Source organism: Pseudomonas sp. BC42 (genome assembly GCF_021560055.1).
Classification (GTDB): domain Bacteria; phylum Pseudomonadota; class Gammaproteobacteria; order Pseudomonadales; family Pseudomonadaceae; genus Aquipseudomonas.
Genome location: NZ_CP091067.1, coordinates 5,471,028 through 5,493,275 on the forward strand (window position 1 = coordinate 5,471,028; position 22,248 = coordinate 5,493,275).

Consider the following 22,248-nt stretch of genomic DNA (forward strand, 5'->3'; position numbering starts at 1 on the left):
GGTCAGCGCCACTCGTTCATTGCACGTTCGAGTGACAACCCCAAACGTTGTTCGTGAGGCATGAAGTCCAGCAACTCCGCCATGCCTCCGCCCAGCCGGTGGGTCTGCAGCGCCACCAGGGCGCTGCCCGCCTCCAGCCGCCTACCGGTATGCAAGGAGCCATATCGGTCGATATAGCGCCCCCATGCCAGGGCTTCCTGGTAGGTCATGCGTTCCTTGGCTTCGGCAATGGTCCGGCCGCCGACTCCGTTCAGCACCAACTCGTGCCAGAACTCATCGGCGGCGGTCAGTTTTTTGCCGCGGCGCCACCGGTGCCATTGACCTCATTCACCGCATTGAGAATCAGGAACCCCAGGGACGGCTCCAGCCCGTAGGCATCGTCGTAACTGAGGGCTTCCGAGCCATCAGCGCCCAAGGCCACCGACGCGGCGATGTAGCGGGCATTGCGGCTCAGCTCGCTGTCACTCTCGGCAAACAGGCGCTCGATAACCCCGAAAGACTGCCGGCGTACATGCAGGGTCAAGGTGTCGGTCACTTCCTTGCCAGTCTTGCTGTCAAGGTGAGTCCAGCTCACCTGTTTCTTCACGGGCAGGGCATCGACGATGCCGCCCTTGGCTTTCAGTTGCTTGAGGTTCATGGCGTGGCTCAGGCCTTCTTGATCCAGGTGGAACCGCCGGTGCGCTGAATGGTGACGGTAGTGGTCACCACAGCGTTGAGGGCGAAGTTGAACGGGAAGTCCGAGACGTAGCCGTCGAAGGCGAACCAGGTACGGGTGGTGGGCAGTTCGAAGTTGTCACCCTTGGTATTGAGGGTAGGGACTACACCCTTGCCATCGGACCAGCCCACGACCCATTTGACGCTGGTATCGCCATTGGCTTCGGACAGTTGGTGCAGGCGGATATGGCTGGCGTTGGCCGGGTCGGCGTTCAGCCCGAGACTGGCCGTGCCTGGAGTGCGCAGGCCCTTCTTGTAGCTGCGCTCTTCGGCATTGAGGCTGGTGTCTTCGATCTGCTCGGCGGGCGCACCGCCCGGATCGAAGGAAGTGGCGTGCTCGATTTCCAGCACGGTGTAGGGGCCGCTGCCGGAGACAGGCGGAACCAGGGCAAAGATTTGCGTACCTTGGGTAAGAATCGACATCAGGTGTTCTCCATCAAACAATAAAAAACCCGCGACGGCGGGCTGTGAGTGTTACTCGGGGAGGAAGCTCAAGACGCTGGAACCCTGGGTTCAGGGAGCCGGCGAGCCATCCAGATAAGGGGGAGCGTTGGGGTCGGGCTCGCGACTCTTGATCAAGTCCACCAGTGCCTGATTGCTCTGCGCCAGCAGGCGGATTGCGCTATTCAAGGCGGCCTGGCCATCGGTCTGGGCCTGGAGCGCAGCGATCAGTCGATTGATCGCCGCAAGGTCTTCGTCATTCATGGGGCAGTACTCTCTATCCGTCGAACGTCACCCGGGGCAGTCCCGGAACTCTGGTACTGGCCTGGCTCACTCCCGCCCCGCCGGCAACAGCTCAGCACCGGCCTTGAGCCCGGCCTGCAGCGCCGTCCAGAACTCGGCATTTTCATAGCCCATGGCCCAGACGCTGGTACCACCCAGGCCCAGCTTGGTCACCAGTGCGGTCTTGGTCTTGATGCTCGTAGCGTCGTCATACCAGAGCACCGGTTGCGCGCGCTCCGGGGTCCACTCCACGCCATCGGCGAAGCTCTTGACCGGCCCCCAGGTGGCATAAGGCGTTGCGGAAGCGGCGTCCCGGTGGGTGACGGCGCGGTGCTCGGCAATGATTTCCTGATAGGCCGACCAGTGCACCCGGTTGCCAATGCTGTAGTCCTGACCGTAGGCCGGCAGCCCGGCCAGGACCTTGCCCGGCGCGACTCGCGATACCGCGTAGCCGAGCACAGCCCGTTGCCAGTCGGCGCCGGAGCCCGGGCCGGGCCAGACTTCGTCGTGGAAACCGCCGCTGCTCCAGCCCGGGCCGACCTGGTCGTAGGTCATGACCTGGACGTAATCCACCGCCGCGCCCAGGGCCTTGTAGTCGTAGCCTTGCAGGTACTCGGGCTCGCGGTCGCTGGACTTGGGCGGGACGCTGATGATCAGTTTCTTGCCGCTGGCATGCAGGGCATTGCCCAGGGCTTTGACATAGGCGGAAAAGGCCTTGGCATTCCTCGGTTCGACCTGTTCGAAGTCCAGGTTGATGCCGGCAAAACCGCCCTCCTTGGCCAGCCTCACCAGTTGCTTGATGCTGCCGGCACTCAAGGTCTTGTCGTTGACGATGGAGTGGGAAATCGCCGGGTCGAAATCCGCAATGCCCTGGTTGTAGTCGGACACGGTGGGGTACAGCGGCAGCGATTTGGACTGGGCGAAGCGAATGATGTTTTCGCTGGTCGGGTTCATCCCTTCCTGGTGCAACTGGCCGGTGACGGTCAGCCCGTAGACGCTGCCCAGGCCCACTGCAGACAGGTTGCCGTGGAACGCTTGCAGGTTGCTGTAGGAGGCTTCGACCTGGCCGTCGGTGTAGGCCAGGACAAAGGGCCCGGCATGGGCTGTGGCCGCCAGCAGCAAGCTGCAGCCGACGATCAATGTCTGGAACAGAAAGCGCAGGCCTCGCTTCGAGGCCGGGCTGCTGATGCCTGGGTTCATGACTACTCCTGCGGATTGTCCGCGTACTTGAAAAGGCAGAGTGGGTTGCAGCGCAACGCTGCACATGGGGTGGCTACGGCAAAGCTCGCGGGGCTGACGCAGCGTCAAAGCTGCACCACTCTGAGTGGTTTTTTGGCGGGGGTTTTCTTCGCCTTGGCTTTGGCCTTGCCTTGCTTGCCGCCGTTGCATTCGACCGTGGTGCTCCACCCCGACGGGTTGAACAGCTGCTCTACCGAGTCCACCAGGTACTCGCCGTCCAGTCCGGCCTTGAAGCCCTGGGCATTGATCAGGCGCTCGGCAAACAGATCGGTGCGCCCGGGCATCTCCAGGCGCAGGCTGGCGCTGCTGCGGTTGAAGGCCGCCAAACGGGCCTTGGCTGCTTGCTCGGCGGCGGACTTGTTGGGGTACAGGTGTCGATCGGTGTGCACCGCCGGCACGCTGGCCGGCGAGTCGCTGTTGCCCAGGTCGATGACCTTGAGCGTGCCGCTCTTCGGGTCCTGATGCTTGGTCTGCACCGCCTTGTGGGTGCTGCTGTCACTGAGGCGGAACTGATAACGGCTGACGTCGCGGCGGCTGAGGCTGACAACGCCCAGGGCCTTGCCGCTGGCACTCAACCCGGACTGACGGGGCAGCACCAGCAACCTGCCTTCGGCCACCTTGGCGGTGCAATCGTACTGCCGGGCCAGGCGGGTGATGAAGTTGAAGTCGGATTCGTTGAGCTGGTCGATCCGCGGCACCTTGGTCGCCACCGGACAGACCGGCTGCCAGCCGTTGCGGGCCGCCAGATCGCGGACGATCTGCGCCAGCGCAACGTTCTCCCAACTGCCGCTGCGGGTGGTCTTGCCACTGCCGCGCATGTCGCTGGCCTTGCCGCGGATCTCGATGGAATCCGGCGGTCCGTTGACCACCACTTCATCCACCGTGTAGCGCCCCAGGCGAGTCAATGCCTGCCCGGCATAGCCGAGGAACACTTCGATGGCGGCGCCACGACCGGGCAAGGCGACCGCACCGTCACGGTCGTCGATGCGCAGTTCGAACTCGTCCGCTTCCATGCCCGGTTTGTCCAGGGTGCGCAGCGTCAGCAGCCGGTCATTGATCTGCGCGGTGATGTCGCGGCCATCGGCGAGGATGCGAAAGACCGGGGTCATGGCCTGTGCTCCAGAAAATGAAGACCCCGCACGCAGCGGGGTCTGTTGAGCGGAGGCCAGGTCAGTCCCATAGCTGAACCATCGCCTCTGTGCGGATCGGCAGCTCCGGTAGCAGGATCAGTACCCCGGACCGAAAGGGTTGTGGCTCATCGGCCAGGCCCTGGTTGGCGTCCAGCACCGCCTCGACGCTGCCATTGAGGTGCCCGTAGTAGCGATGACACAGGGTGTCGAGCAGATCGCCGTCAGAGGTTCTGCAGGTCGTTGCCATAGCTCACAAACTCCAGTGAAAACCCTTGTTTGCGGGGAATGCCGCCCGCCAGCAGGTGGCTCTGTTCCTCGTCGATGCTGGTGAGGCACCAGGTGCCCAGCACTTCGCCGTAGCCCGTGGTCAGGCTCAGGGGCTGCAGGCGCCGGCCAATGCTGCGCAACGCCTGCAACTGCCCCAGCCCGCCCTTGAACCCGGGAAAGATCGCGCCCTTGAGGGAGATCTTGTCGTCGCCCTGCCCCACTGCCTGCTGCGCGATGCTGCGGCTCAGGCGCTCCTGGGCCGCCCAGCGAAAGCCGGTTTGCCGGCGCAGCTCATCGAAGGCCGCGGTGTCGAGGTTGAAGTAGAACGGCTCGGCCGCGGCCCCCAGGGGCTGCAGGATCAGCAGGTGCGGGAAGGGTTTCACCGCCTCTGCCGCCGGGGTGGCCTGGGGCGCCAGCGCGCCGGAAGGAAAGATATTGCCCAGGGCCGGACTGATCTGCCCGCCGATGCGATTGATCGCCGCGCCAGCCTTGGCCACCTGCTCCTGCAAGGCGCCAAGACGCTGCTGCATCTGCCCCGCCACGGTCACGGCCTGGCTGTACTTGGCCGCGACCTCACCCACCGCCGACTGCGCCGCGCCGATGCTGCGCATCGTGCGTTGCAGCTTGGCGCCCAGCACCGGGCCGACCCAGGGCAGGTTTTCCAGCTCCGAGGCGGCGCCGGTGATGTCGCTGATGGCGCCGTTCATCGGCCCGAGCATTTCATCGGCACTGCGCCGCCCCGCCTCCGCTGCCGCCACCAGGGACGTGAGCCCCGATTGCAGCTGTTCCATATAGGCCATGCCGCCTCCTTAAACGTGTGCCGCGTCGAACAACTGACGACCCGCCGCCTGGCGGCTGTATTCGTCGAACTGAAAGCGCAGATAGGGTTCCAGCTCCCGGGCCAGTTGCGCCGGATCCCTGACATCGCCCTGGACCGAGATCGACAGGTAAGGCGCGAAGCTGAACTGCTGTTCGATTGCCGGGGGCGCCGCCGATTTGAACGGCTCCGGAGGATTGCTCAGCGAAAGGCTCGACGCCGACGGTGCCGGACTGGCCAGCGAACGCGCGGCCTGGCCCATCAGCGGAGGCGTCTGGCCCGGTTGGAAGGACCTGGCGATATCGCCCATGACCGACGGGATGTTCTGCCCGGCATTGCGCATCATCAGCGGACCGGCAGCGGGCATTTGCTTGAGCGAGTCGTCGGAGCCGAACAGTTTTTTGCCCAAGGCCCCACCTGCGGCAGAACCGCCCCAAGCGCCCAGGGCACCGCCCACCAGCCCACCAATAACAGTACCGATGACCGGCACCACGGAACCAATGGCGGCCCCTGCTGCTGCTCCGGCAGCGGCGCCTGCAAGATTGCCTGCCGCCTCGCCATAGCCTTCGGCTTTTTCATCCTGGGTCTTGGCATTCAGATAGGTGTCCGCAACCTGGAAACCGGCACCAAGCACCGATAGAATCGCGCCGCCCTTGAGCAAAGGTGCGAACCCTTTGGCCACAGAGCCAGCGCCTTTCAGTGCGGCACCGGCCACGCCAGACCTGACCGCCCCTCTGGGCATTTTTTCCAGACCACTGGGCGTCAAAGGGCTCTTGCCACCTTGAATGCCCGCCCCCCTCGCAGGTGGCCTGCGCCTGTCAGCCTTACGCCCACCACGGCCCCGACGGCGTTGCTTGTCCAAGCCGCAGTCGATAATGGGCTCGCAACAGTCAATGCCTGGCGCATTGCGACCGGGCGCTCGCTTTGCCGCCTTGGGGTCAACTTTCAACCCACCCCGCAGGACATTGATCAGGCCCTTGCCCATGGTGTAGACCGCCATGAGCTTTTGCACCGCGACATACGCGGCGCCCAAAGCGACCACACCCTGCACCAACGATGGGTTGTGCTCTGCCAGCTCGGTCAGCTTGCCGACCACCACGGTGATGCTTTTGGCCACCAGATCCGTCACCGGTTGCAGGGCCTGCCCCACGACCCGCTGGCCTTCATCGATGGCTAAACCTGCTTCAGCCCACAACTGCTTGGAGGCCTCTCGACGCTCCGCGAGGTTCTTGTCGATAACCCCCGAAGCGCTCAACGAATCCCTCTTCACTTGCTCATACTGCTGCCGACCCTGGGTCTGGGCTAGCAAGGCCGCCTTGATCTGCATATCGGTAAACAGGTCGCCGGTGCGCAGGGACTCTTCCAGGGCCTCAAGCATGGCCTTGGCCTTGGCCGGGTCGGTTTCCTGGCTGATCTGCGCCTGGGCCTCGGCCATCTTCGCCGCCTTGGCCGGGTCGATGGCCCTGACGTAACGCATGGCCAGGGCAAAGCTCGCCTCCAGGCTCGACATGCCCTTTTGGATGCCGGTGTTCAGCGAAGCCTGATAATCAATGCCGGCGTCTTCATAAGCCTTGACCGCCTCACTGGAGCCGATTTTCTCGATCCAATTCTGCAATTGGCCAGCGGCCTGATCGGCACTGCCCGCAGTGTTCATCTGCACTTGCAGCATGGACCCCAGCTGACTCACCGCCTCCATGCCGGTGAGTCCTTCCGCGCTCGCACTGTTGAGCAGCGCCGGGAGCAAGCGCGCCATGTCGGCCGCCTCGAAATTACCGGCCTGCCCCTGCAGGGCGATGGCCTCAAGAGCCTGCTCCATGACCTTGGGATCGCTGATCCCGGCCTTCAGCTCCAGGGCGCGCATCAGCTTCGCGGTGTCGTCGACACTCGCGCCCTGCCCCACCGCAAACTTGGCGGCCAGCCCTGTGTAGCCTTGTGCCTTGCCCAGCGACATGCCGCTGGCCATCATCTGGCTCACCAGGGCCGCCACATCGTTACGGGCCATGCCCGTGTCACGGGAGGTCTGAATCACCGTGCGGCTCAGCTGCGCTTCCTGAGGCTGGTTGACCACATTGGCCTTGATCGCCATGTCGCGGATCAGCGCCTGATAATCGGCACTGATCTTGACCGGGGCGCGCAGTTTATCGACGCCAAACTTTGCCCAGCCATAAGCCGCCTTGAAGTCGGCCTTGCCTTGGGTGACCTGCTGTAGCCCACGAGCCTGAAGCTCAGAACCCCGGGCCACCTTGCCCAGCGCTTGATATTCCTGGCGCAGCTTGTGCACCTCAATACCCTGCTGGCGCAGCCCGTTGCGGCTCTCTTCCAACCGGCGCAACAGCCCGGCTGCGGAAGTGGCGCCGGTGTCATGGGCCTTTTTCCATTCATCCTGCAGGCGCAGGGTCTGGCCAATGGTCTTCTCCAGCACCCTGGCCTTGCTGCCCTGCTGTTCCAGCTGCTTGATCCGGTCTTCCACCGTCTTGAAGGCGGCGTCCCAGGTCGAACTGAGGGCAGTACCCACTACCACCAGCCCCGATACCAGTTTGTTCGCCATGTGCTTCTCCTGATCCTTGGGTGACGGGCTCAATCCGTGAGCCACCAGACCATGTCGGAAAAGCCCATGGTCATGATTTCCTCGGCGGAAAAATGCAGCTCGCGAGCGAGCCGTTTCGCCGCCACCTTCATCACCGCCGGATCAAAGCTCGTCGTCTTGCACCAGGCGAAAATAGCCAGCCTGCAGGCGCTGATAGTCCTTGAGCGCCATGCTCTCCAGGTCCTTGGTGCTGATTTGCGCGAGGCTGGCAAACAGCATCAGCTCGCGCTGTTCATCGTCACCCACACCGGCGGCACTGGCGGCGCGCACATCACGCACCGTCGGCGCTCGCAGGGTGAGCCGGTCGCAGACCACACCGTTCATCTCCACCGGCCTGCTCAGCGCCACCATCACGCTGTCGCTGCTCAGGGTCATCCAGCTCGGGGTCTTGTCGCTTGCTTGAGACATGGGGTGTCTTCCTTACAGGCCCAGGGCCGAACGTTGGGCGGCGAGCTGGTCGACGCCGTTGATCACGCGCTTCATGCCCAGGGCATCGATCTCGTAGATCAGGCGGCCGTCGACTTCCAGCTTGTAGTAGGTCAGGGCCACGTTGTGCTTGATCTCGGCCTTGTCGCCGGATTTCCAGTCGCCCATGTCGACCTCCTTGAGCAGGCCGCGCAGGGTGACGATCACCGGAGTGACCTTGCCCTTGAGGCCCTTGAAGGCGCCACGGAACACACCGTTGAAGCCGCTGCCATCGGCCAGGCCGAACATCTTCAGCGACTCGCGGCGCACGCCGGTGGTGGTGAAGCCGGCCTCTTGCTTCTCCATGCCCATGTCCAGTTCCACCGGCACATCCATGCCGCCGACACGGTGTTCCTCGGTCTTGAGGGTCAACTTGGGCAGGGTCAGGCTCGGCACGTCGCCTTGAAAGCTGATGCCATCGACGAACAGGTTCATGTTCGCCAGGGTTTCGGGAATCATTGCCATTGCGGGGGCTCCTTAAGCGGCTTGGTCGAGGACTTCGGTCAACCACTGGTTGGTGACCTCGACCCGGAAGTGGGGGTTTTCGGCGGGCGGCACGTCGGTAAAGCGGATGTTCCAGTAGACCTTGCCCTGCTCCAGCTGGCTGGCGGTGTTCAGTTCGGTGTCCGCGTAGACCTCGAAATTGATGATCGCGCCCTGGTTCTTCAGATCACGCATGAAAGCCTGCAGGCCCTCGGTGACATCCTTGACGTAGGTCGCGGTGATCGAGCGGTCCACGGCCCATTTGTGGCCGAAGAGGATCGCGTCCATGACGATGTCCATGGTCCGCACCCGGGTGACGAAGGCCCACTTCGGATCGCTGGACAGCGTGCGGTTGCCCCACAGGCGGAAGCCCGCATCGCGAATGATGGTGGTGATGTTGGCGTTGTTCAGCAGGTTGGCGCGGCAGGTTTCATCGCCGTCGAGGAACTCGATCGGCCGCTTGGTGCCGGTGATGCCGACGAACTCCTTGTTCGACGGCGAGGCCCAGAAGCCGTACTCGTTGTCGGTCCAGGCGAACAGACCGGCAACCCAGGCCGAGGCCGGCGCATCGACGGTGGCATTGGCGCCGTTGTCCCAGTGCTGAACACCCGGATCGACCATATAGGCGCGCTTGGCACCGAAGTTCTTGGCGTAGGCCATGGCCGCTTCGTCGGTGGTATTAGGGCCATCGAGAATGGCCAGGCCACGCAGCTTGTCCGCCAGGGCCACCAGGGCAGTGCCGATGGCCAGGGTCGAACTGTGCTTGGGGGTGACCAGCAGACGTGGCTGGGCGTTGAAACGGCTCTTGCCGTCCAGCAGCGCCTGCAGACCGGTACGCTTGCCGTCGGCCAGCACCCCGCCGATGATCGCCGAAGTCTGCTCGGCCGCGTCGGTCATCTTGGCCACGCCACAAGCGACGATCACCGCCTTGGCCCGCTGGTAGATGGCCTGGCAGGCCTTGGTGATGGCCGCATCCGGGCCCCAGGCGGCAATGGCCTCGCGCTCGTTGGTGATCAGCAGCAGGTCATTGACCTTGGCAGTGGCGGTCGGGCCTTCGGTGAAGGTGTCCACCAGGCCGATGATCGAAGACGACGGCAGCGAAATGGTGCGCGTGCCGGTGTCGACGTTAGTTACGGTAACGCCGTGGAAAAAACCACTCATGGATAAACTCCAGACATGAAAAAGCCCCGGGTGAAGGGGGCTCGTAGGGATGATTGATTGGTGGGAAGCGAGAAAGAAAACGCCCCGGCGGTGCGGGGCGTTTAATCGGTTTGCTCGGCGATCCAGGATGGGGCTACTGGGCGGTGCTCGGCTTGCGGGAAGTCCGGGGATTGGGGCCAATCGCGTAGGGATTGCATGTACATAAGCAACTCCTTGAACTGCTCACCGGTCAGCGTCGTGGCTGTCCCGATTTCGAGCTGGTCACGGTGACGCTCGCGCAGCCACATGACAGATGCCAGCTCCAAATCGCGCCACTGGCGTTCCTGTGCTGCTGGATCCGGAAGCACCTCGGGGGCATCGATCAGATAGGGCAAGCCCAGTTCATCATGAACCCGAATCTTGCCTGGCATTGGGTTTCCAATTACCGAGAGATAACGCTCATCAGATATCTCTACTGCGTCGTCAGGTATCGACGTATGCAACCCCATCAGGTAAGTGGTCTTTGTGCTCTGGCTATAAAAACGCTGCATATTTCACCATCCAATCGCGATGTAAGAGACGTCATATCCGGTCCCGCCTACTGCCGAGTAAAAGATCGCTCCCTCACGCGAGGGGGCCCCGGTTGAAACACCGCCGCTTGGCGCGGATGCCCCGCCGAAAGATGCAGAGCAGCGACCAAATGCATTGGGGAAAGCCATGGGCCATGTCACTGGAACTGCCGCTGCACTCGGCTTCGGAACATACCCCCACTGAACAACTAGCCCTCCCAGCCATGAGGGGAAAGCCACATATCCGTTTGCCGCCAAGCTCATTGCAAAACCGAGGCGTAGTTTTTTAGGCGTTGCGATCATCGCGTCGTTTGCACTGTCCAGCATCTGCGCATCCGTGGCGACCTTGGCCGTCCCATGTTTTATCTCCGTCGCCTGAGCCGCCAACGGCGCCAGTGCGGCGATGTCGATGGTGCCCTGATTGACTGGCGCGTTCCAAGCCTTGATGCACCACATGACAGAGAGGTTGCGCGGACGGGTTTCAGCTCCCCCAGTCGGGCTGGTTGGCTGGGTTAGTTCTCCAACTTTCGCTCCGTTGTGCAACGGCCCAGAAGACCCGCCGCTGCCGTATGTATTTTGATTACCGATTGGATGAGTGTGCGACTTGAACTCATCAGCCTGCCAAGTGCCAAGAGCACGCCCAGCATCCACACCGCGCCCATGGTCCCATCCCCGCAAGAACTCCCCCCGAGACTCAGGCAATCGGAAGTTTCCAGCACCCTCATCGCCCTTGTTGAAGGTGGTCCCGAGATAAGCCGCAAGATCGGGATAAGCGGCAATGCTTTGCACGCTACCGTTAAGTTCAAGATAGCCCGGTGGAACCTCACCCTTGGGAAATGGAATGATGGCACCGACAGGGTGCGCAGACTTGAGTGCGGCCAGTTCCTTTACCAGCGCTGCTACGTCGATGTTTCCCTGATTGATGGGTGCGTTCCAGGCTTTGATGCACCACATGACCGCCAGGTTGCGTGGGCGGACGTACATTGCAGAAGCTATACCGGGACCACTAATATTTGCCCCGGTCCCAACGTACTGAACATTTGGTAGAGCCGTCGGAGTCCCATCAGAGTTCAGCCGCGCCCTGAATGCTGCAGAGTCATCATTGAGATCATTGTAAAACGCTACAACGCTTACTCCTGAAACTACCGCATCGCCTGCTGAGACAATCGACGCATCTTGCCGACTTCCAATTTCCCGCCCAGCATCCACCCCACGCCCATGATCCCACCCCCGCAGGAACTCGCCCCGAGACTCGGGCAAGCGAAAGTTTCCAGCCCCCTCATCCCCCTTGTTGAAAGTGCTCCCCAGATACGCCGCCAGATCCGGATAAGCCGCAATGCTCTGCACACTGCCATCAATCTCCAGAAACCCCGGCGGCACGCTGGCCCTGGGAAACGCCACCATCGAGCCCACCGGCAATGATGACGACTGCGCCACAATCGACTCGATCTCGGCCTTGGTGTAGGTGTCGGTAATGCCATGCCCGGCCAGGGTGCTCGGGTTGGTCCCGGCGATCACCCGGCCGTACTTGTCGACCGTGACGTTGGCATAGGAGCCCGCGCTGATGCCGGTTCGCCCGATGGCCATCTCGAAGGCCAGCGGCGTGGTGCCGAGGACAATCGGCCCGTCGGTAACCAACTGCCAGACGCTGTCGCCGTTGACCGTGCCCTTCTCGATGCTGACGAACAGCCCGGGGGTGACCTCCAGGCTGGTGTCCGCATCCTGGGCACGGGTCCAGACGCCCGTCGACGACACCACATACAAGCCGTTGTCCTTGGCCTGAGTCTGGTTCTTCACCAGCACCCGGGCATCGGCCGGCAGCAACACGCCGTCGATGGTCTGAATTCCGCTCAAGGCGATGTTGGCGGTGGTGGCCACCACTGCCGAATGCTTGAAATCCAGCTTGGCGAGAGCCTCGATCACTGCATTGTCGACATACTCGCGAGTCGCCAGCACCACAGCAGGATCAATCTTCAACACGATCTGCGCGGTGTTGGCGACGATGAAGTTCATGCGGATGACTTGGGTCTTGCCGGTGCCCTGGGCCAGCAGGGGCTTGAAGCTAGGCGCGCAGTTGGCCACCGCCACCAGGTCGCCGTCGGCGTCGAACAGGCCGATCTCGCGGATCCAGCGCCCACCGACATCAGGCGGGATCACCTGCTCGGTGATGATGATGTTGGGGTTGGCCGGGTCGGTGCGCACCTGGTTGACCGGGGCGCGGCGCCATTCGTTGATCAGCTTGGTCTGGGCCTTGTTCGGGATGGGGTCGGTGCCGTTGGCATCGCCGACCGCCATTTCCTTGAAGGTCCAGGACGTGCCCAGGGCCGTGGCATTCGCCTGTTTCGCCTCGCCCACTGCCGTGAGGATGGCGAAGAACTGACTGTTGGAATCAATCATGAGTACACATCCAGGGTGTCTGTTTCATCAATACACATGACCTGGCCATAACGGCCGGTCACTTCAATGTCGCGGGGTGTCGGGGGATAAACGTCGAGCACTTCGCCTTGATCCACGTAGGCGCCGTAACCGATGACGCCGGAGGTTTCCAGGCTGATGGCCAGGCCGGTCATGTGCCGGCTGACCGGCCGGGCGTCGTCGATCAACCGGGTCAGCTCCTGGTACATCTCCTCGGTGATGCCGGTATCCAGCACCCCTACTTTCAGGGCAAAGGTGGCCGGTTCGCCTTCAGGGACCGTCTGCCACCATTCGACCACTTCGATCAGGTAGCCCAGCGGTTCCACCACCCGCCGCAGCGCACCGAGGGTGCCCTTGCGGGCGTGGATGAAGTACGAGGCGCGAATGGCGTTGCGCTTGACCGTCTCGGACCAGCGCGGGTCCCAGCGATCCACCGACCAGGCCCAGGCCAGTTGCGGCAGCAGATGCACCGGGCAGGTCGCCGGGTCGTACAGGGTGCGCAGCATGATGGCGGTATCGCCTGCGCTGGCCGCCTCCAGGGCGCGCTCCAGCGGCGTGCTATTGATCGGCAATAGGCTGGTCATCTCAGCTCCCCAGCGTGACGCTGTAACCGGCGCAATACGCCGCTTGAGCCTTGGTCGGGGTGATGTCTTGCCAACCCGCCAGATCGACCCGAGCCACGCCGGCCACATGCAACTGCGCATCAATGGCCGAACGGGCCACCTCGATGCCCAGGCGCCGGCGTGGGTTGACCCAGGCAGCCAGCTTGCGCTCGGCTTCAGCCAGGGCAGCGTCACCTTCCGGGCCGGAGCCCTTCATGTGCAGCACCGCGTCGATGCGATACGGCAAGACTTGGGCACTCTGGACCGTGACCCGGTCGCCGAGCGGTCGCACGTCTTCATCGTTGAGGGCTGCGGCAACGGTCGCCAGCAAGCCAGGACTGGCCGCGCCATTTCCCTCCAGGCTCAGCACCGTGACCGTTACCCGGGCCGGTGCCGGGCTTTCGGCCTCGGCGTCTGCTACCAGCGCAGAAGCGTTACGGGCATGCAGGATGTAGCTGTTGCGCGGGCCGGCCGTGGTCAGTCCTTCATAGGCCAATTGCACGCGCTCGCGCAGCGCGTCGTCAGCTTCCTTGACCTCCTCCAACGGCGGTACCGCCTGCGGGTCTGCGGCCTGGATCACCAGGCGCTGCAGTTTGACGTTGGCCGCCAGGTGGTCCAGGTCCGTGCCCTGGGCATGGGCCAGCAGCAACGCCTTGGCGGCGTCGTTGACCCGGGCCCGCAGCAGCATGTCAGCGTAAGCCGAGACTTCCAGCAGTTTGCTCACCGGGTCGCTTTCCAGGTTGGCCGTCCAGTTCTCGCCCATGTGCCGGCGAAAGGTGTCCAGCTTGCCCTGGTACAAGGCCTCGAAATCCAGGGCTTCAAGCACCTGGGGGGCCGGCAGCGCCGACAGGTCCAACGTACTCATGCCGTCACCTCCAAAACCGCGCGATTGCCCAGGTACTGGCCGGTCAGTTGAAAACTGATCTGGCCTCCCACCACCGCGATCACACTGACCCGCTCCAGCTTCAAGCGTGGCTCCCAGCGCAACAGCGCCCGGGCCACTTCGGCCTGCACCGCGCTTTTCCAGCCGCCGGTCACTGGCAGGTCGACATAACGACGCAGGTTGCTGCCGTATTCGGGGCGCATCCGCCGGCTGCCCTGGGGCGTGGTCAGGATGTCCTCGATGGACTGCCGCACATGCTCGATGCCGGACAGCGACAGGCCGGTACGGCGATCCATTCCGATCATGGCCTTACTCCTGTGCTTGCAGATCCGGGTGGCTGGCGAGGTAGTCCAGGGCAACGCGGTCGCCGGCCTTGACCGATACCTGTCCCTGGACCACCGGCAATTGGCGGCCATCCGGCAGGATCAGATGGCGCGAGGTGTAAAGGCTGTCGCGAAACACCACAGCACCGGTGCCGGCCGGGCGGCCGGTTTTTTTCTTGGGGGTGGCCATTGGATTCTCCGGGTAGAAAAAACCGCTCTGGGCGGGTTGCTTGAGTGATAGGTGGGTCGTGCGGGCAATGGGGCCAAGGATCACTGCGGCGGAGCCGTTGCACCGGGGCCTGACATCACACCCGGGTGGGTATGGGTCGAACCGACGTTGACCCCGTTGTGCTTCAGGCTCCCACCGTTGATCTGCACATCGCCATTCAAGGTGATCGCTCCGCTCAGGGTGATGCTGTCGGCCTTGCCGGTCAGGGCGCTGTCGGTCACCACCGCCGAGCTGGCGCCGACCTGAATGCTCACCGTGCCGCTGGGCAGGCTGATGCTGTAGCTCTTGGCCTGCCAGTCATAGACCAGCGAGCCGCCATCCTCGAAACGCCAGACCTCGACATGGTCGCGGTTGTCCGGCTGGGGACCGGCGTTGCCATACAGGCCGGGAACGAAGGTGCCCTGGGCCGGCTCGCCGCTGGGGCTGATCAGCACGCCCTGCTCCCCCAGGCTCGGTGCCCGCCAGTGCCGGGCCTTGCCCGCGGCCTGGCTGTGCCAGCGCAGCCAGGCGCTGGTCCAGCCGGCACCATCGGAAACCCGCACCAGACCGGCAGCCAGATCCACGCCGACCACGCTGCAAGGCAGGATCAGACCGGCAATCATGCGGTCGTGGGTTGCAGACACGTAACTCACGCCATGTGCTCCGGCGACTGGTAGTCGCCCTCGTGGCCGGGTCCGGTATCGGGGCTGAAGCCCAACACCAGCGTGCCCGGTGGTTGATCGGGCCAGGGCCATTGCTCCTGGCCCAGGTAGACCAACTGCTGCCACTGCACGATCCACTCGGCGCGATAAGCCGGATCGGCCACCGGGCCGGCAGGCTTGGCCCATACCGCCGTTGCCCCCTCGACAAAGTCCAGGTTCCACTGCTGGCAACGCAACAGCTCAAGCAACTGCGCCGCCAGCATGGCCGCCTGCAAAGGCGCCTGTGCCAGTTCGGGGTCAACCCGTATCCGCGCCTCGAAGGTGGCCCGCATGCAACTGCGGCCATCCCCGGGGTCGGCGGCCTGGTCCAGGCCGGTAACCGCGAAGTGGAGCGTCGGTTCAGTGACGCCTTCGAGGATCTTGGGGAAGGCCTCAACCCTCTGCAGTTGCGGCATCGCCAGCTTGATGGTGGAGGTGATGGCGTCTTTTAGCTGGGTCAGTTCGTTCATTGTGTAGTTCCTGAATCAGGTCGAGGCGCCCCAGCCGCCAGGGCCGATGAGCCTTGTTGAAGGCCGGAGCCGATGCGGGATCAGCGCTGATCCGGGTTCGAGTCCCGTGAGGGCGGTTCGCATACTCCGATGCGCTTGGCCGCCCAGCGCTCGTAGAGGCCGATGGCGACGTCGGCACCGGCCATGGCGGTCAGGCAACCGAAGGCACAGGCGGTCCAGATCGAGACGCCGGCGGCATACAGCAGCATGATGGCCGAGACCCCGCAGACCACGCAGGCTCCAGAGCGCAGCGCCAGGCGCCGTAACAGCGACCAGCCACGGGCGCCCTCCTTGTCGGCGCGCCACATTTCGCCGGAAACGCCACCGACCAGCGCCAGGACGATGACCAGCCAGATCGGCATGTCCAGCAACGCTTGCTGCTCGTTTGTCATTCACGTCTCCCGTGCGGATTGAGGCCAGCGAGATGGCCAGTTGATAGAAAGCTGAAAAGGGTGATTCAAGGGGTCCCTGTCTATTGGCGGCCCACGTTAGGCAGGCATTCCAAAAAGCCCGGTCGCCCGGGCTTTTCAGTAATGCAAACCTTGGTCTTTCGGCACTACTGGTGCGGTACGGACCCATTCAAATTGTTCCTCCGACCGCGACCCTGTCCGCCGGATAACTGCTTCTGGTGCTTTACGCTGCACACCCGGGTCAGTTGCCAACCCTCTGAACCGTCGAGGCCGGTTCATCGCTGCCTTTGCTTTGCCACTAAAGAGCGTCGTTGCAGCCGTTGTTGAACGGCCTGAGATGGATAATATGCATTCATGCATATGCAGTCAATGCGTAAATGCATTTATTTATGCGCAAAAATTGCACGCGCGCATGGAGCCCGCATAAATGCAGGGGGGAGGATTTTTCGAGGGCGAAAAAAAGCCCGCTCAGTGGCGGGCTGTGTCTGACCGTGATGGCTTAGCGGGCGTACATGCCCCACCAGAAAACGTGACCGAGGATGCTGATCTGCTCCTCCTGGATCTCCTGGAAGCTGTAGTCCTCGTCCGGATGTTCATCGCGGTTGAAACTGCGCAGGCGGATCCCGGTGGGCAGGCGATACAGCTGCTTCACCCGCAGCTGGCCATTGTGGTTGATCGCGTAGAGGTCGCCATCGATGATGTCGCCAATGGCGCATTTGCCGGCATTGACCCCGACCGTAGCGCCATCGCGCAGCACCGGCAACATGCTGTTGCCCCGCACCGTGACGCACTTGGCCTGATCGAACTGCACGCCGTTGTGCCGCAGGCTGCGCTTGCCGAAGCGCAGGCTGGCGCGCTCGCTTTCCTCGATGACGAATCTTCCTGATCCAGCAGCCAATTCAACCTCACGCAGAAAGGGAACCGACACCTCGTCGTCATCGACAGGGGTATCGTCGTCCCACAGGCTTATGTCCTTGAGTTCCGAATGAATCTCGTCACGGGGGGCCGCCGCGCGGGCAGGCGCGATGTCCACGCGCCCGCGCAGTTGATCGGTGCTCACCTGGAAGTATTCGGCGATCCGCGAGATGTGCTTATCCGAGGGATCGACGATCTTCCCGCTGAGAATCCGCGAGAGGGTGGATTGAGGCACACCGGTACGGCGGTGAAGCTCCGTGGGGGAGATTCCATCGCGATCCAGCAGCTCTCTTAAGACGGTAGAAACATTGCGTATTTGCATAGAACGCATATTGCTCGATCTTTTAGGCAATGACAAATGCTGTTTTGCATATTTGCAATGCATTTGCCGGACAAACCTGCTCGCGCCTTGGTGCCTGCGAGCCCGGGGCACCCATGGTAACCTTGCCGCCATCTGCAAAAAGCCGGGCCCAGCGCTCCTTTGCTTCACCCATTCAACGAATCCGCCTAAATACCAATGAGTAAAACTACCTCCGATCTGTCCTCCCACACGCCGATGATGCAGCAGTACTGGCGCCTCAAGAACCAGCACCCTGATCAGTTGATGTTCTACCGCATGGGCGACTTCTACGAGATCTTCTATGAAGACGCGAAGAAGGCCGCCAAGCTGCTGGACATCACCCTGACGGCGCGCGGACAGTCGGCGGGCCAGGCGATTCCCATGTGCGGCATTCCCTACCACGCCGCCGAGGGCTACCTGGCCAAACTGGTGAAACTCGGCGAGTCGGTGGTGATCTGCGAGCAGGTTGGTGACCCAGCGACCAGCAAAGGCCCGGTGGAGCGCCAGGTGGTGCGCATCATCACCCCGGGTACTGTCAGCGACGAAGCCCTGCTGGACGAGCGCCGCGACAACCTGATTGCGGCCGTGCTGGGCGATGAGCGCCTGTTCGGCCTGGCGGTACTGGATATCACCAGCGGCAACTTCAGCGTCCTGGAAATCAAGGGCTGGGAAAACCTGCTGGCCGAGTTGGAGCGGATCAATCCGGTCGAACTGCTGATCCCCGATGACTGGCCGCAGGGCCTGCCGGCGGAAAAACGCCGCGGTACAAGGCGCCGCGCGCCCTGGGATTTCGAGCGCGATTCGGCTCACAAGAGCCTCTGCCAGCAGTTCTCCACCCAAGACCTCAAGGGCTTTGGTTGCGAAACCCTGACCCTGGCCATCGGCGCCGCCGGTTGCCTGCTCAGCTACGCCAAGGAAACCCAGCGTACTGCCCTGCCCCACCTGCGCAGCCTGCGTCACGAACGCCTGGACGACACCGTGGTGCTGGACGGCGCCAGCCGCCGCAACCTGGAGCTGGACACCAATCTGGCCGGTGGGCGCGACAACACCCTGCAATCGGTGGTCGATCGCTGCCAGACCGCTATGGGCAGCCGCCTGCTGACTCGCTGGCTGAACCGCCCGCTGCGCGACCTCAAGGTCCTGCAGGCGCGTCAGTCGTCCATTACCTGTTTGCTGGACGGTTACCGCTTCGAACGGCTGCAACCGCAGTTGAAGGAAATCGGCGACATCGAGCGGATTCTCGCGCGAATCGGCTTGCGCAACGCCCGTCCGCGCGACCTGGCCCGCCTGCGCGACGCCCTGGCCGCGCTGCCGGAACTGCAAGAGGCGATGACTGAGCTGGAGGCGGATCACCTCAAGCAGTTGGCGCTCACCACCAGCACCTACCCGGAGCTGGCAGCGCTGCTGGCCAAGGCCATCATCGACAACCCGCCGGCGGTGATCCGTGACGGCGGCGTGCTCAAGACCGGCTACGACGCCGAGCTCGACGAACTGCAATCGTTGAGCGAGAACGCCGGGCAATTCCTGATCGATCTGGAAGCCCGGGAAAAAGCCCGTACCGGCCTGGCCAACCTCAAGGTCGGCTACAACCGCATTCATGGCTACTTCATCGAGCTGCCGAGCAAACAGGCCGAGCAGGCACCGGCGGACTACATTCGCCGGCAGACCCTGAAAGGCGCCGAGCGCTTCATCACGCCGGAACTCAAGGCGTTCGAAGACAAGGCGCTGTCGGCCAAGAGCCGGGCCCTGGCCCGGGAGAAGATGCTCTACGATGCGCTGCTGGAAACCCTGATCAGCCATCTGCCCCCCCTGCAGGACACCGCCGGCGCCCTGGCGGAGCTGGATGTGCTGAGCAACCTGGCCGAGCGCGCCTTGAACCTGGACCTCAATTGCCCGCGCTTTGTCAGCGAGCCGTGCATGCGCATCACCCAGGGTCGTCACCCGGTGGTGGAGCAAGTCTTGACCACGCCTTTTGTGGCCAACGACCTGAGCCTGGACGACAACACACGGATGCTGGTGATCACCGGTCCGAACATGGGCGGTAAATCCACCTATATGCGCCAGACCGCGCTGATCGTGCTGCTGGCCCATATCGGCAGCTTCGTCCCGGCGGCCAGCTGCGAGCTGTCCCTGGTGGACCGGATCTTCACCCGGATCGGTTCCAGCGACGACCTGGCCGGCGGCCGTTCGACCTTCATGGTGGAAATGAGCGAAACCGCGAACATCCTGCACAACGCCACGGAGCGCAGCCTGGTGTTGATGGACGAAGTGGGCCGCGGTACCAGCACTTTCGACGGACTTTCCCTGGCCTGGGCTGCGGCAGAACGTCTCGCCCAGCTACGGGCGTACACCCTGTTCGCCACCCACTACTTCGAGCTGACCGTACTGCCGGAAAGCGAACCGCTGGTGGCCAACGTGCACCTCAATGCCACCGAGCACAATGAACGCATCGTGTTCCTGCACCACGTCCTGCCAGGACCTGCCAGCCAGAGCTACGGCCTGGCGGTAGCCCAGCTGGCCGGGGTTCCCAGCGCTGTCATCAGCCGCGCCAGGGAGCACTTGAGCCGTCTGGAAACCACCAGTTTGCCCCATGAGGTGGTGCCTCCAGCACCGGGTAAAACCTCGGTTCCGCAGCAAAGCGACATGTTCGCCAGCCTGCCGCACCCGGTACTGGACGAACTGGCCAAGCTGGATCTGGATGACATGACCCCGCGCCGAGCGCTGGAAATGCTCTATACATTGAAGACGCGCATCTAACGCGAACGCCTTCAAGCTGTTAGAATCTCGCGCGGTTTGGGATGCTGCGGACTATTAGCCTGGTTCGCAGACTATCGCTCCCAAACCTGGCGACCCCGTCATGTTGGGGCTCCGCTGCCGCCGCCTGAGGAGAGAATTAGAAATGACCTTCGTCGTCACCGACAACTGCATCAAGTGCAAGTACACCGACTGCGTAGAAGTCTGTCCGGTGGACTGCTTTTACGAAGGCCCGAACTTCCTGGTGATTCACCCGGATGAGTGCATTGACTGCGCGCTGTGCGAGCCTGAGTGCCCCGCTGTAGCTATTTTCTCCGAGGATGAAGTCCCGGAAGAAATGCAGGAATTCATTCAGTTGAACGTCGAGCTGGCAGAGATCTGGCCGAACATCACTGAAAAGAAAGAACCGTTGCCGGATGCCGAAGAGTGGGATGGCGTCAAAGGCAAGATCAAAGACCTCGAACGCTGATTGCCCCGCGTTCCTGAAAAGGCCCCTTGCGGGCCTTTTTGCGTTTCTGGGAACGGGGTTCTTGCGATTGGGGACTTTTCGCCAGGCAAAAAAAAGGGGCGGTATGACCCGCCCACTTTTTCCCTAGTCCCTGTGTTCCTTTTCATCGTCCTGATGAATCGCTTCCTGCGATGTCCTGACCATCGTCCTTGATGGCTGTGTCTATCCGTCGACACAGAGCTGATATTAGAGAGTTCCCTGATAAGAGCAATCGCACCTATCCCGGGAAATACTGTCGAAGGCCAACAGGAAAAATAAAAAATACCCTTATAAATCAAATAGATAAAAAATAGCCTAAGGTGTTTTAGGCAAGCCTGAAGCACTAGCGAACCGAACACCTACGAAAAAGTAATCTATTGCTTACACGCAAGTTAAGAGTAATCCCATCCTTGATCAGAATCCGCGCACTCAGGGCCAAAACACTTAGCCAATAAAAAGCCCCGAACGAATCGGGGCTCTTGCGAATCAGTTCCAGAAGCTACTGGAACAGCGACTCACTGGACAGGCCATTCTTCTCAAGGATCTCCCGCAGGCGCTTGAGCCCTTCAACCTGAATCTGCCGAACCCGCTCGCGGGTCAGGCCGATCTCCAGGCCGACGTCTTCGAGCGTGCTGCTCTCGTGACCCCGCAGACCAAAGCGGCGAACCACAACTTCACGCTGCTTTTCAGTCAGTTCGGAAAGCCATTGATCGATGCTTTGTGACAGATCGTCGTCCTGCAAAAGCTCACAAGGATCCGTCGGACGGTCATCCGTCAGGGTGTCCAGCAGGGTTTTGTCCGAATCCGGTCCCAGCGAGACATCAACCGAAGAAACCCGCTCATTCAGACCGAGCATGCGTTTGACTTCGGCCACCGGCTTCTCCAGCAGGTTGGCGATTTCTTCGGGAGAGGGTTCATGATCGAGTTTTTGCGTCAACTCACGGGCGGCGCGCAGGTAGACGTTGAGCTCTTTGACCACATGAATCGGCAGCCGAATGGTGCGGGTCTGATTCATGATCGCCCGTTCGATGGTCTGACGAATCCACCAGGTGGCGTAGGTCGAAAAGCGGAAACCGCGTTCCGGGTCGAACTTCTCCACTGCCCGGATCAGGCCGAGGTTGCCCTCTTCGATCAGGTCCAGCAGCGACAAGCCGCGATTGACATAGCGCCGGGCGATTTTCACCACCAGGCGCAAGTTGCTTTCAATCATGCGTTTGCGCCCGGCAGGGTCGCCACTCTGCGACAAACGCGCAAAGTGCACTTCCTCTTCAGGAGAGAGCAATGGAGAAAAACCGATTTCATTGAGATACAACTGCGTCGCATCGAGGGCGCGCGTGTAATCAATGTACTTGTGTTGCTTAAGTGATGCGGAGCTTTTGGATTTGGCGCGAACGGAAGGTGGAGTTGCCCCCTCATTATTCGACATCGAATCCATATCGATACTGCTCTCCATAAGGAGAACTTCATCGTCGATGTCAAACTCCGGCACTTCTTTACTGAGAGCCATTGTTATAGTCCTTTGGTGAGTTCGACCTCAGGCTCAAGCGGCGCCTTAATCCTTGGCAAC

The 22,248-nt window shown here is 62.3% G+C and carries 25 protein-coding genes; 2 read left to right on the plus strand and 23 right to left on the minus strand.

What is annotated here, in order from left to right; translation table 11 throughout:
- Positions 1–2 precede the first annotated feature (2 nt).
- From L1O02_RS24735 to L1O02_RS24840, 22 genes are all read right to left on the minus strand, one after another.
- The gene (locus L1O02_RS24735) at positions 3–257 is read right to left on the minus strand and encodes a hypothetical protein (RefSeq protein ID WP_019093181.1); all 255 of its coding nucleotides are present in this window, start codon (positions 255–257) and stop codon (positions 3–5) included.
- 29 nt (positions 258–286) lie between these two features.
- Positions 287–637 carry a phage tail assembly chaperone family protein, TAC gene (locus L1O02_RS24740; RefSeq protein ID WP_016964891.1) on the minus strand — a complete coding sequence of 117 codons (351 nt, stop codon included), beginning with the start codon at positions 635–637 and terminating at the stop codon, positions 287–289.
- A gap of 8 nt (positions 638–645) precedes the next feature.
- Complete coding sequence (locus tag L1O02_RS24745) at positions 646–1,137, minus strand: phage tail tube protein (protein ID WP_016964892.1); 492 nt, start codon at positions 1,135–1,137, stop codon at positions 646–648.
- A gap of 90 nt (positions 1,138–1,227) precedes the next feature.
- Positions 1,228–1,419: a hypothetical protein gene (locus L1O02_RS24750; protein ID WP_019093183.1), complete on the minus strand. Its 192-nt coding sequence runs from the start codon at positions 1,417–1,419 to the stop codon at positions 1,228–1,230.
- Positions 1,420–1,485: 66 nt separating this feature from the next.
- Complete coding sequence (locus L1O02_RS24755; protein WP_108544503.1) at positions 1,486–2,637, minus strand: glycosyl hydrolase family 18 protein; 1,152 nt, start codon at positions 2,635–2,637, stop codon at positions 1,486–1,488.
- Positions 2,638–2,741: 104 nt separating this feature from the next.
- Positions 2,742–3,785: a contractile injection system protein, VgrG/Pvc8 family gene (locus L1O02_RS24760; protein WP_108544501.1), complete on the minus strand. Its 1,044-nt coding sequence runs from the start codon at positions 3,783–3,785 to the stop codon at positions 2,742–2,744.
- Positions 3,786–3,846: 61 nt separating this feature from the next.
- The gene (locus L1O02_RS24765; RefSeq protein ID WP_108544499.1) at positions 3,847–4,053 is read right to left on the minus strand and encodes a tail protein X; all 207 of its coding nucleotides are present in this window, start codon (positions 4,051–4,053) and stop codon (positions 3,847–3,849) included.
- Entirely contained in the window at positions 4,028–4,873 is an 846-nt protein-coding gene (locus L1O02_RS24770) for a phage tail protein (RefSeq protein WP_060842618.1), read from the minus strand. The genes L1O02_RS24765 and L1O02_RS24770 overlap by 26 nt, the downstream gene beginning before the upstream one ends.
- A gap of 9 nt (positions 4,874–4,882) precedes the next feature.
- Positions 4,883–7,438: a phage tail tape measure protein gene (locus L1O02_RS24775; RefSeq protein WP_108544497.1), complete on the minus strand. Its 2,556-nt coding sequence runs from the start codon at positions 7,436–7,438 to the stop codon at positions 4,883–4,885.
- Positions 7,439–7,579: 141 nt separating this feature from the next.
- Entirely contained in the window at positions 7,580–7,885 is a 306-nt protein-coding gene (locus L1O02_RS24780; RefSeq protein ID WP_108544495.1) for a phage tail assembly protein, read from the minus strand.
- Positions 7,886–7,897: 12 nt separating this feature from the next.
- Positions 7,898–8,407: a phage major tail tube protein gene (locus L1O02_RS24785; RefSeq protein WP_016965333.1), complete on the minus strand. Its 510-nt coding sequence runs from the start codon at positions 8,405–8,407 to the stop codon at positions 7,898–7,900.
- Between the two features lie 12 nt (positions 8,408–8,419).
- Positions 8,420–9,586, minus strand: coding sequence for a phage tail sheath family protein (locus tag L1O02_RS24790; RefSeq protein WP_102861404.1), 1,167 nt, complete (start codon positions 9,584–9,586; stop codon positions 8,420–8,422).
- Positions 9,587–9,687: 101 nt separating this feature from the next.
- The gene (locus L1O02_RS24795; protein WP_060837787.1) at positions 9,688–10,116 is read right to left on the minus strand and encodes a phage tail assembly chaperone; all 429 of its coding nucleotides are present in this window, start codon (positions 10,114–10,116) and stop codon (positions 9,688–9,690) included.
- Positions 10,117–10,119: 3 nt separating this feature from the next.
- Positions 10,120–12,531 (minus strand): phage tail protein, encoded by a 2,412-nt coding sequence (locus tag L1O02_RS24800; RefSeq protein ID WP_235758886.1) that lies wholly within the window; start codon positions 12,529–12,531, stop codon positions 10,120–10,122.
- Positions 12,528–13,133, minus strand: coding sequence for a phage tail protein I (locus L1O02_RS24805; RefSeq protein ID WP_060842613.1), 606 nt, complete (start codon positions 13,131–13,133; stop codon positions 12,528–12,530). The genes L1O02_RS24800 and L1O02_RS24805 overlap by 4 nt, the downstream gene beginning before the upstream one ends.
- A gap of 1 nt (position 13,134) precedes the next feature.
- Complete coding sequence (locus L1O02_RS24810; RefSeq protein WP_235758888.1) at positions 13,135–14,016, minus strand: baseplate J/gp47 family protein; 882 nt, start codon at positions 14,014–14,016, stop codon at positions 13,135–13,137.
- Positions 14,013–14,339, minus strand: a complete 327-nt coding sequence (locus L1O02_RS24815) for a GPW/gp25 family protein (protein ID WP_235758890.1) — start codon at positions 14,337–14,339, stop codon at positions 14,013–14,015. The genes L1O02_RS24810 and L1O02_RS24815 overlap by 4 nt, the downstream gene beginning before the upstream one ends.
- A 4-nt stretch (positions 14,340–14,343) precedes the next feature.
- On the minus strand, positions 14,344–14,547 hold the full coding sequence (locus L1O02_RS24820) for a hypothetical protein (protein WP_060837783.1): 204 nt from the start codon (positions 14,545–14,547) through the stop codon (positions 14,344–14,346).
- Positions 14,548–14,627: 80 nt separating this feature from the next.
- Positions 14,628–15,218: a phage baseplate assembly protein V gene (locus L1O02_RS24825; RefSeq protein WP_235758892.1), complete on the minus strand. Its 591-nt coding sequence runs from the start codon at positions 15,216–15,218 to the stop codon at positions 14,628–14,630.
- Positions 15,215–15,736 (minus strand): hypothetical protein, encoded by a 522-nt coding sequence (locus L1O02_RS24830; RefSeq protein ID WP_060837781.1) that lies wholly within the window; start codon positions 15,734–15,736, stop codon positions 15,215–15,217. The genes L1O02_RS24825 and L1O02_RS24830 overlap by 4 nt, the downstream gene beginning before the upstream one ends.
- A gap of 80 nt (positions 15,737–15,816) precedes the next feature.
- On the minus strand, positions 15,817–16,167 hold the full coding sequence (locus L1O02_RS24835; protein WP_016967167.1) for a phage holin family protein: 351 nt from the start codon (positions 16,165–16,167) through the stop codon (positions 15,817–15,819).
- Between the two features lie 517 nt (positions 16,168–16,684).
- Positions 16,685–17,431 (minus strand): XRE family transcriptional regulator, encoded by a 747-nt coding sequence (locus L1O02_RS24840; RefSeq protein WP_060837780.1) that lies wholly within the window; start codon positions 17,429–17,431, stop codon positions 16,685–16,687.
- Positions 17,432–17,617: 186 nt separating this feature from the next.
- Here L1O02_RS24840 and mutS point away from each other — a divergent pair, with 186 nt between their 5' ends.
- Both mutS and fdxA read left to right on the plus strand, forming a co-directional pair.
- Complete coding sequence (mutS, locus tag L1O02_RS24845; protein ID WP_235758894.1) at positions 17,618–20,197, plus strand: DNA mismatch repair protein MutS; 2,580 nt, start codon at positions 17,618–17,620, stop codon at positions 20,195–20,197.
- 142 nt (positions 20,198–20,339) lie between these two features.
- Positions 20,340–20,663, plus strand: coding sequence for a ferredoxin FdxA (gene fdxA / locus L1O02_RS24850; RefSeq protein ID WP_016964674.1), 324 nt, complete (start codon positions 20,340–20,342; stop codon positions 20,661–20,663).
- Between the two features lie 517 nt (positions 20,664–21,180).
- On the opposite strand, the gene rpoS is transcribed toward fdxA, so the two are convergent.
- Positions 21,181–22,188 (minus strand): RNA polymerase sigma factor RpoS, encoded by a 1,008-nt coding sequence (gene rpoS, locus L1O02_RS24855; RefSeq protein WP_016964675.1) that lies wholly within the window; start codon positions 22,186–22,188, stop codon positions 21,181–21,183.
- Positions 22,189–22,248 lie beyond the last annotated feature (60 nt).

Excerpts from the sequence above, each read along its gene's own strand:
- L1O02_RS24740 (WP_016964891.1), bottom strand. The coding sequence starts at position 637 with ATGAACCTCAAGCAACTGAAAGCCAAGGGCGGCATCGTCGATGCCCTG.
- L1O02_RS24745 (WP_016964892.1), bottom strand. The coding sequence starts at position 1,137 with ATGTCGATTCTTACCCAAGGTACGCAAATCTTTGCCCTGGTTCCGCCT.
- L1O02_RS24750 (WP_019093183.1), bottom strand. The coding sequence starts at position 1,419 with ATGAATGACGAAGACCTTGCGGCGATCAATCGACTGATCGCTGCGCTC.
- L1O02_RS24755 (WP_108544503.1), bottom strand. The coding sequence starts at position 2,637 with ATGAACCCAGGCATCAGCAGCCCGGCCTCGAAGCGAGGCCTGCGCTTT.
- L1O02_RS24760 (WP_108544501.1), bottom strand. The coding sequence starts at position 3,785 with ATGACCCCGGTCTTTCGCATCCTCGCCGATGGCCGCGACATCACCGCG.
- L1O02_RS24765 (WP_108544499.1), bottom strand. The coding sequence starts at position 4,053 with ATGGCAACGACCTGCAGAACCTCTGACGGCGATCTGCTCGACACCCTG.
- L1O02_RS24770 (WP_060842618.1), bottom strand. The coding sequence starts at position 4,873 with ATGGCCTATATGGAACAGCTGCAATCGGGGCTCACGTCCCTGGTGGCG.
- L1O02_RS24775 (WP_108544497.1), bottom strand. The coding sequence starts at position 7,438 with ATGGCGAACAAACTGGTATCGGGGCTGGTGGTAGTGGGTACTGCCCTC.
- L1O02_RS24780 (WP_108544495.1), bottom strand. The coding sequence starts at position 7,885 with ATGTCTCAAGCAAGCGACAAGACCCCGAGCTGGATGACCCTGAGCAGC.
- L1O02_RS24785 (WP_016965333.1), bottom strand. The coding sequence starts at position 8,407 with ATGGCAATGATTCCCGAAACCCTGGCGAACATGAACCTGTTCGTCGAT.
- L1O02_RS24790 (WP_102861404.1), bottom strand. The coding sequence starts at position 9,586 with ATGAGTGGTTTTTTCCACGGCGTTACCGTAACTAACGTCGACACCGGC.
- L1O02_RS24795 (WP_060837787.1), bottom strand. The coding sequence starts at position 10,116 with ATGCAGCGTTTTTATAGCCAGAGCACAAAGACCACTTACCTGATGGGG.
- L1O02_RS24800 (WP_235758886.1), bottom strand. The coding sequence starts at position 12,531 with ATGATTGATTCCAACAGTCAGTTCTTCGCCATCCTCACGGCAGTGGGC.
- L1O02_RS24805 (WP_060842613.1), bottom strand. The coding sequence starts at position 13,133 with ATGACCAGCCTATTGCCGATCAATAGCACGCCGCTGGAGCGCGCCCTG.
- L1O02_RS24810 (WP_235758888.1), bottom strand. The coding sequence starts at position 14,016 with ATGAGTACGTTGGACCTGTCGGCGCTGCCGGCCCCCCAGGTGCTTGAA.
- L1O02_RS24815 (WP_235758890.1), bottom strand. The coding sequence starts at position 14,339 with ATGATCGGAATGGATCGCCGTACCGGCCTGTCGCTGTCCGGCATCGAG.
- L1O02_RS24820 (WP_060837783.1), bottom strand. The coding sequence starts at position 14,547 with ATGGCCACCCCCAAGAAAAAAACCGGCCGCCCGGCCGGCACCGGTGCT.
- L1O02_RS24830 (WP_060837781.1), bottom strand. The coding sequence starts at position 15,736 with ATGAACGAACTGACCCAGCTAAAAGACGCCATCACCTCCACCATCAAG.
- L1O02_RS24835 (WP_016967167.1), bottom strand. The coding sequence starts at position 16,167 with ATGACAAACGAGCAGCAAGCGTTGCTGGACATGCCGATCTGGCTGGTC.
- L1O02_RS24840 (WP_060837780.1), bottom strand. The coding sequence starts at position 17,431 with ATGCGTTCTATGCAAATACGCAATGTTTCTACCGTCTTAAGAGAGCTG.
- mutS (WP_235758894.1), top strand. The coding sequence starts at position 17,618 with ATGAGTAAAACTACCTCCGATCTGTCCTCCCACACGCCGATGATGCAG.
- fdxA (WP_016964674.1), top strand. The coding sequence starts at position 20,340 with ATGACCTTCGTCGTCACCGACAACTGCATCAAGTGCAAGTACACCGAC.
- rpoS (WP_016964675.1), bottom strand. The coding sequence starts at position 22,188 with ATGGCTCTCAGTAAAGAAGTGCCGGAGTTTGACATCGACGATGAAGTT.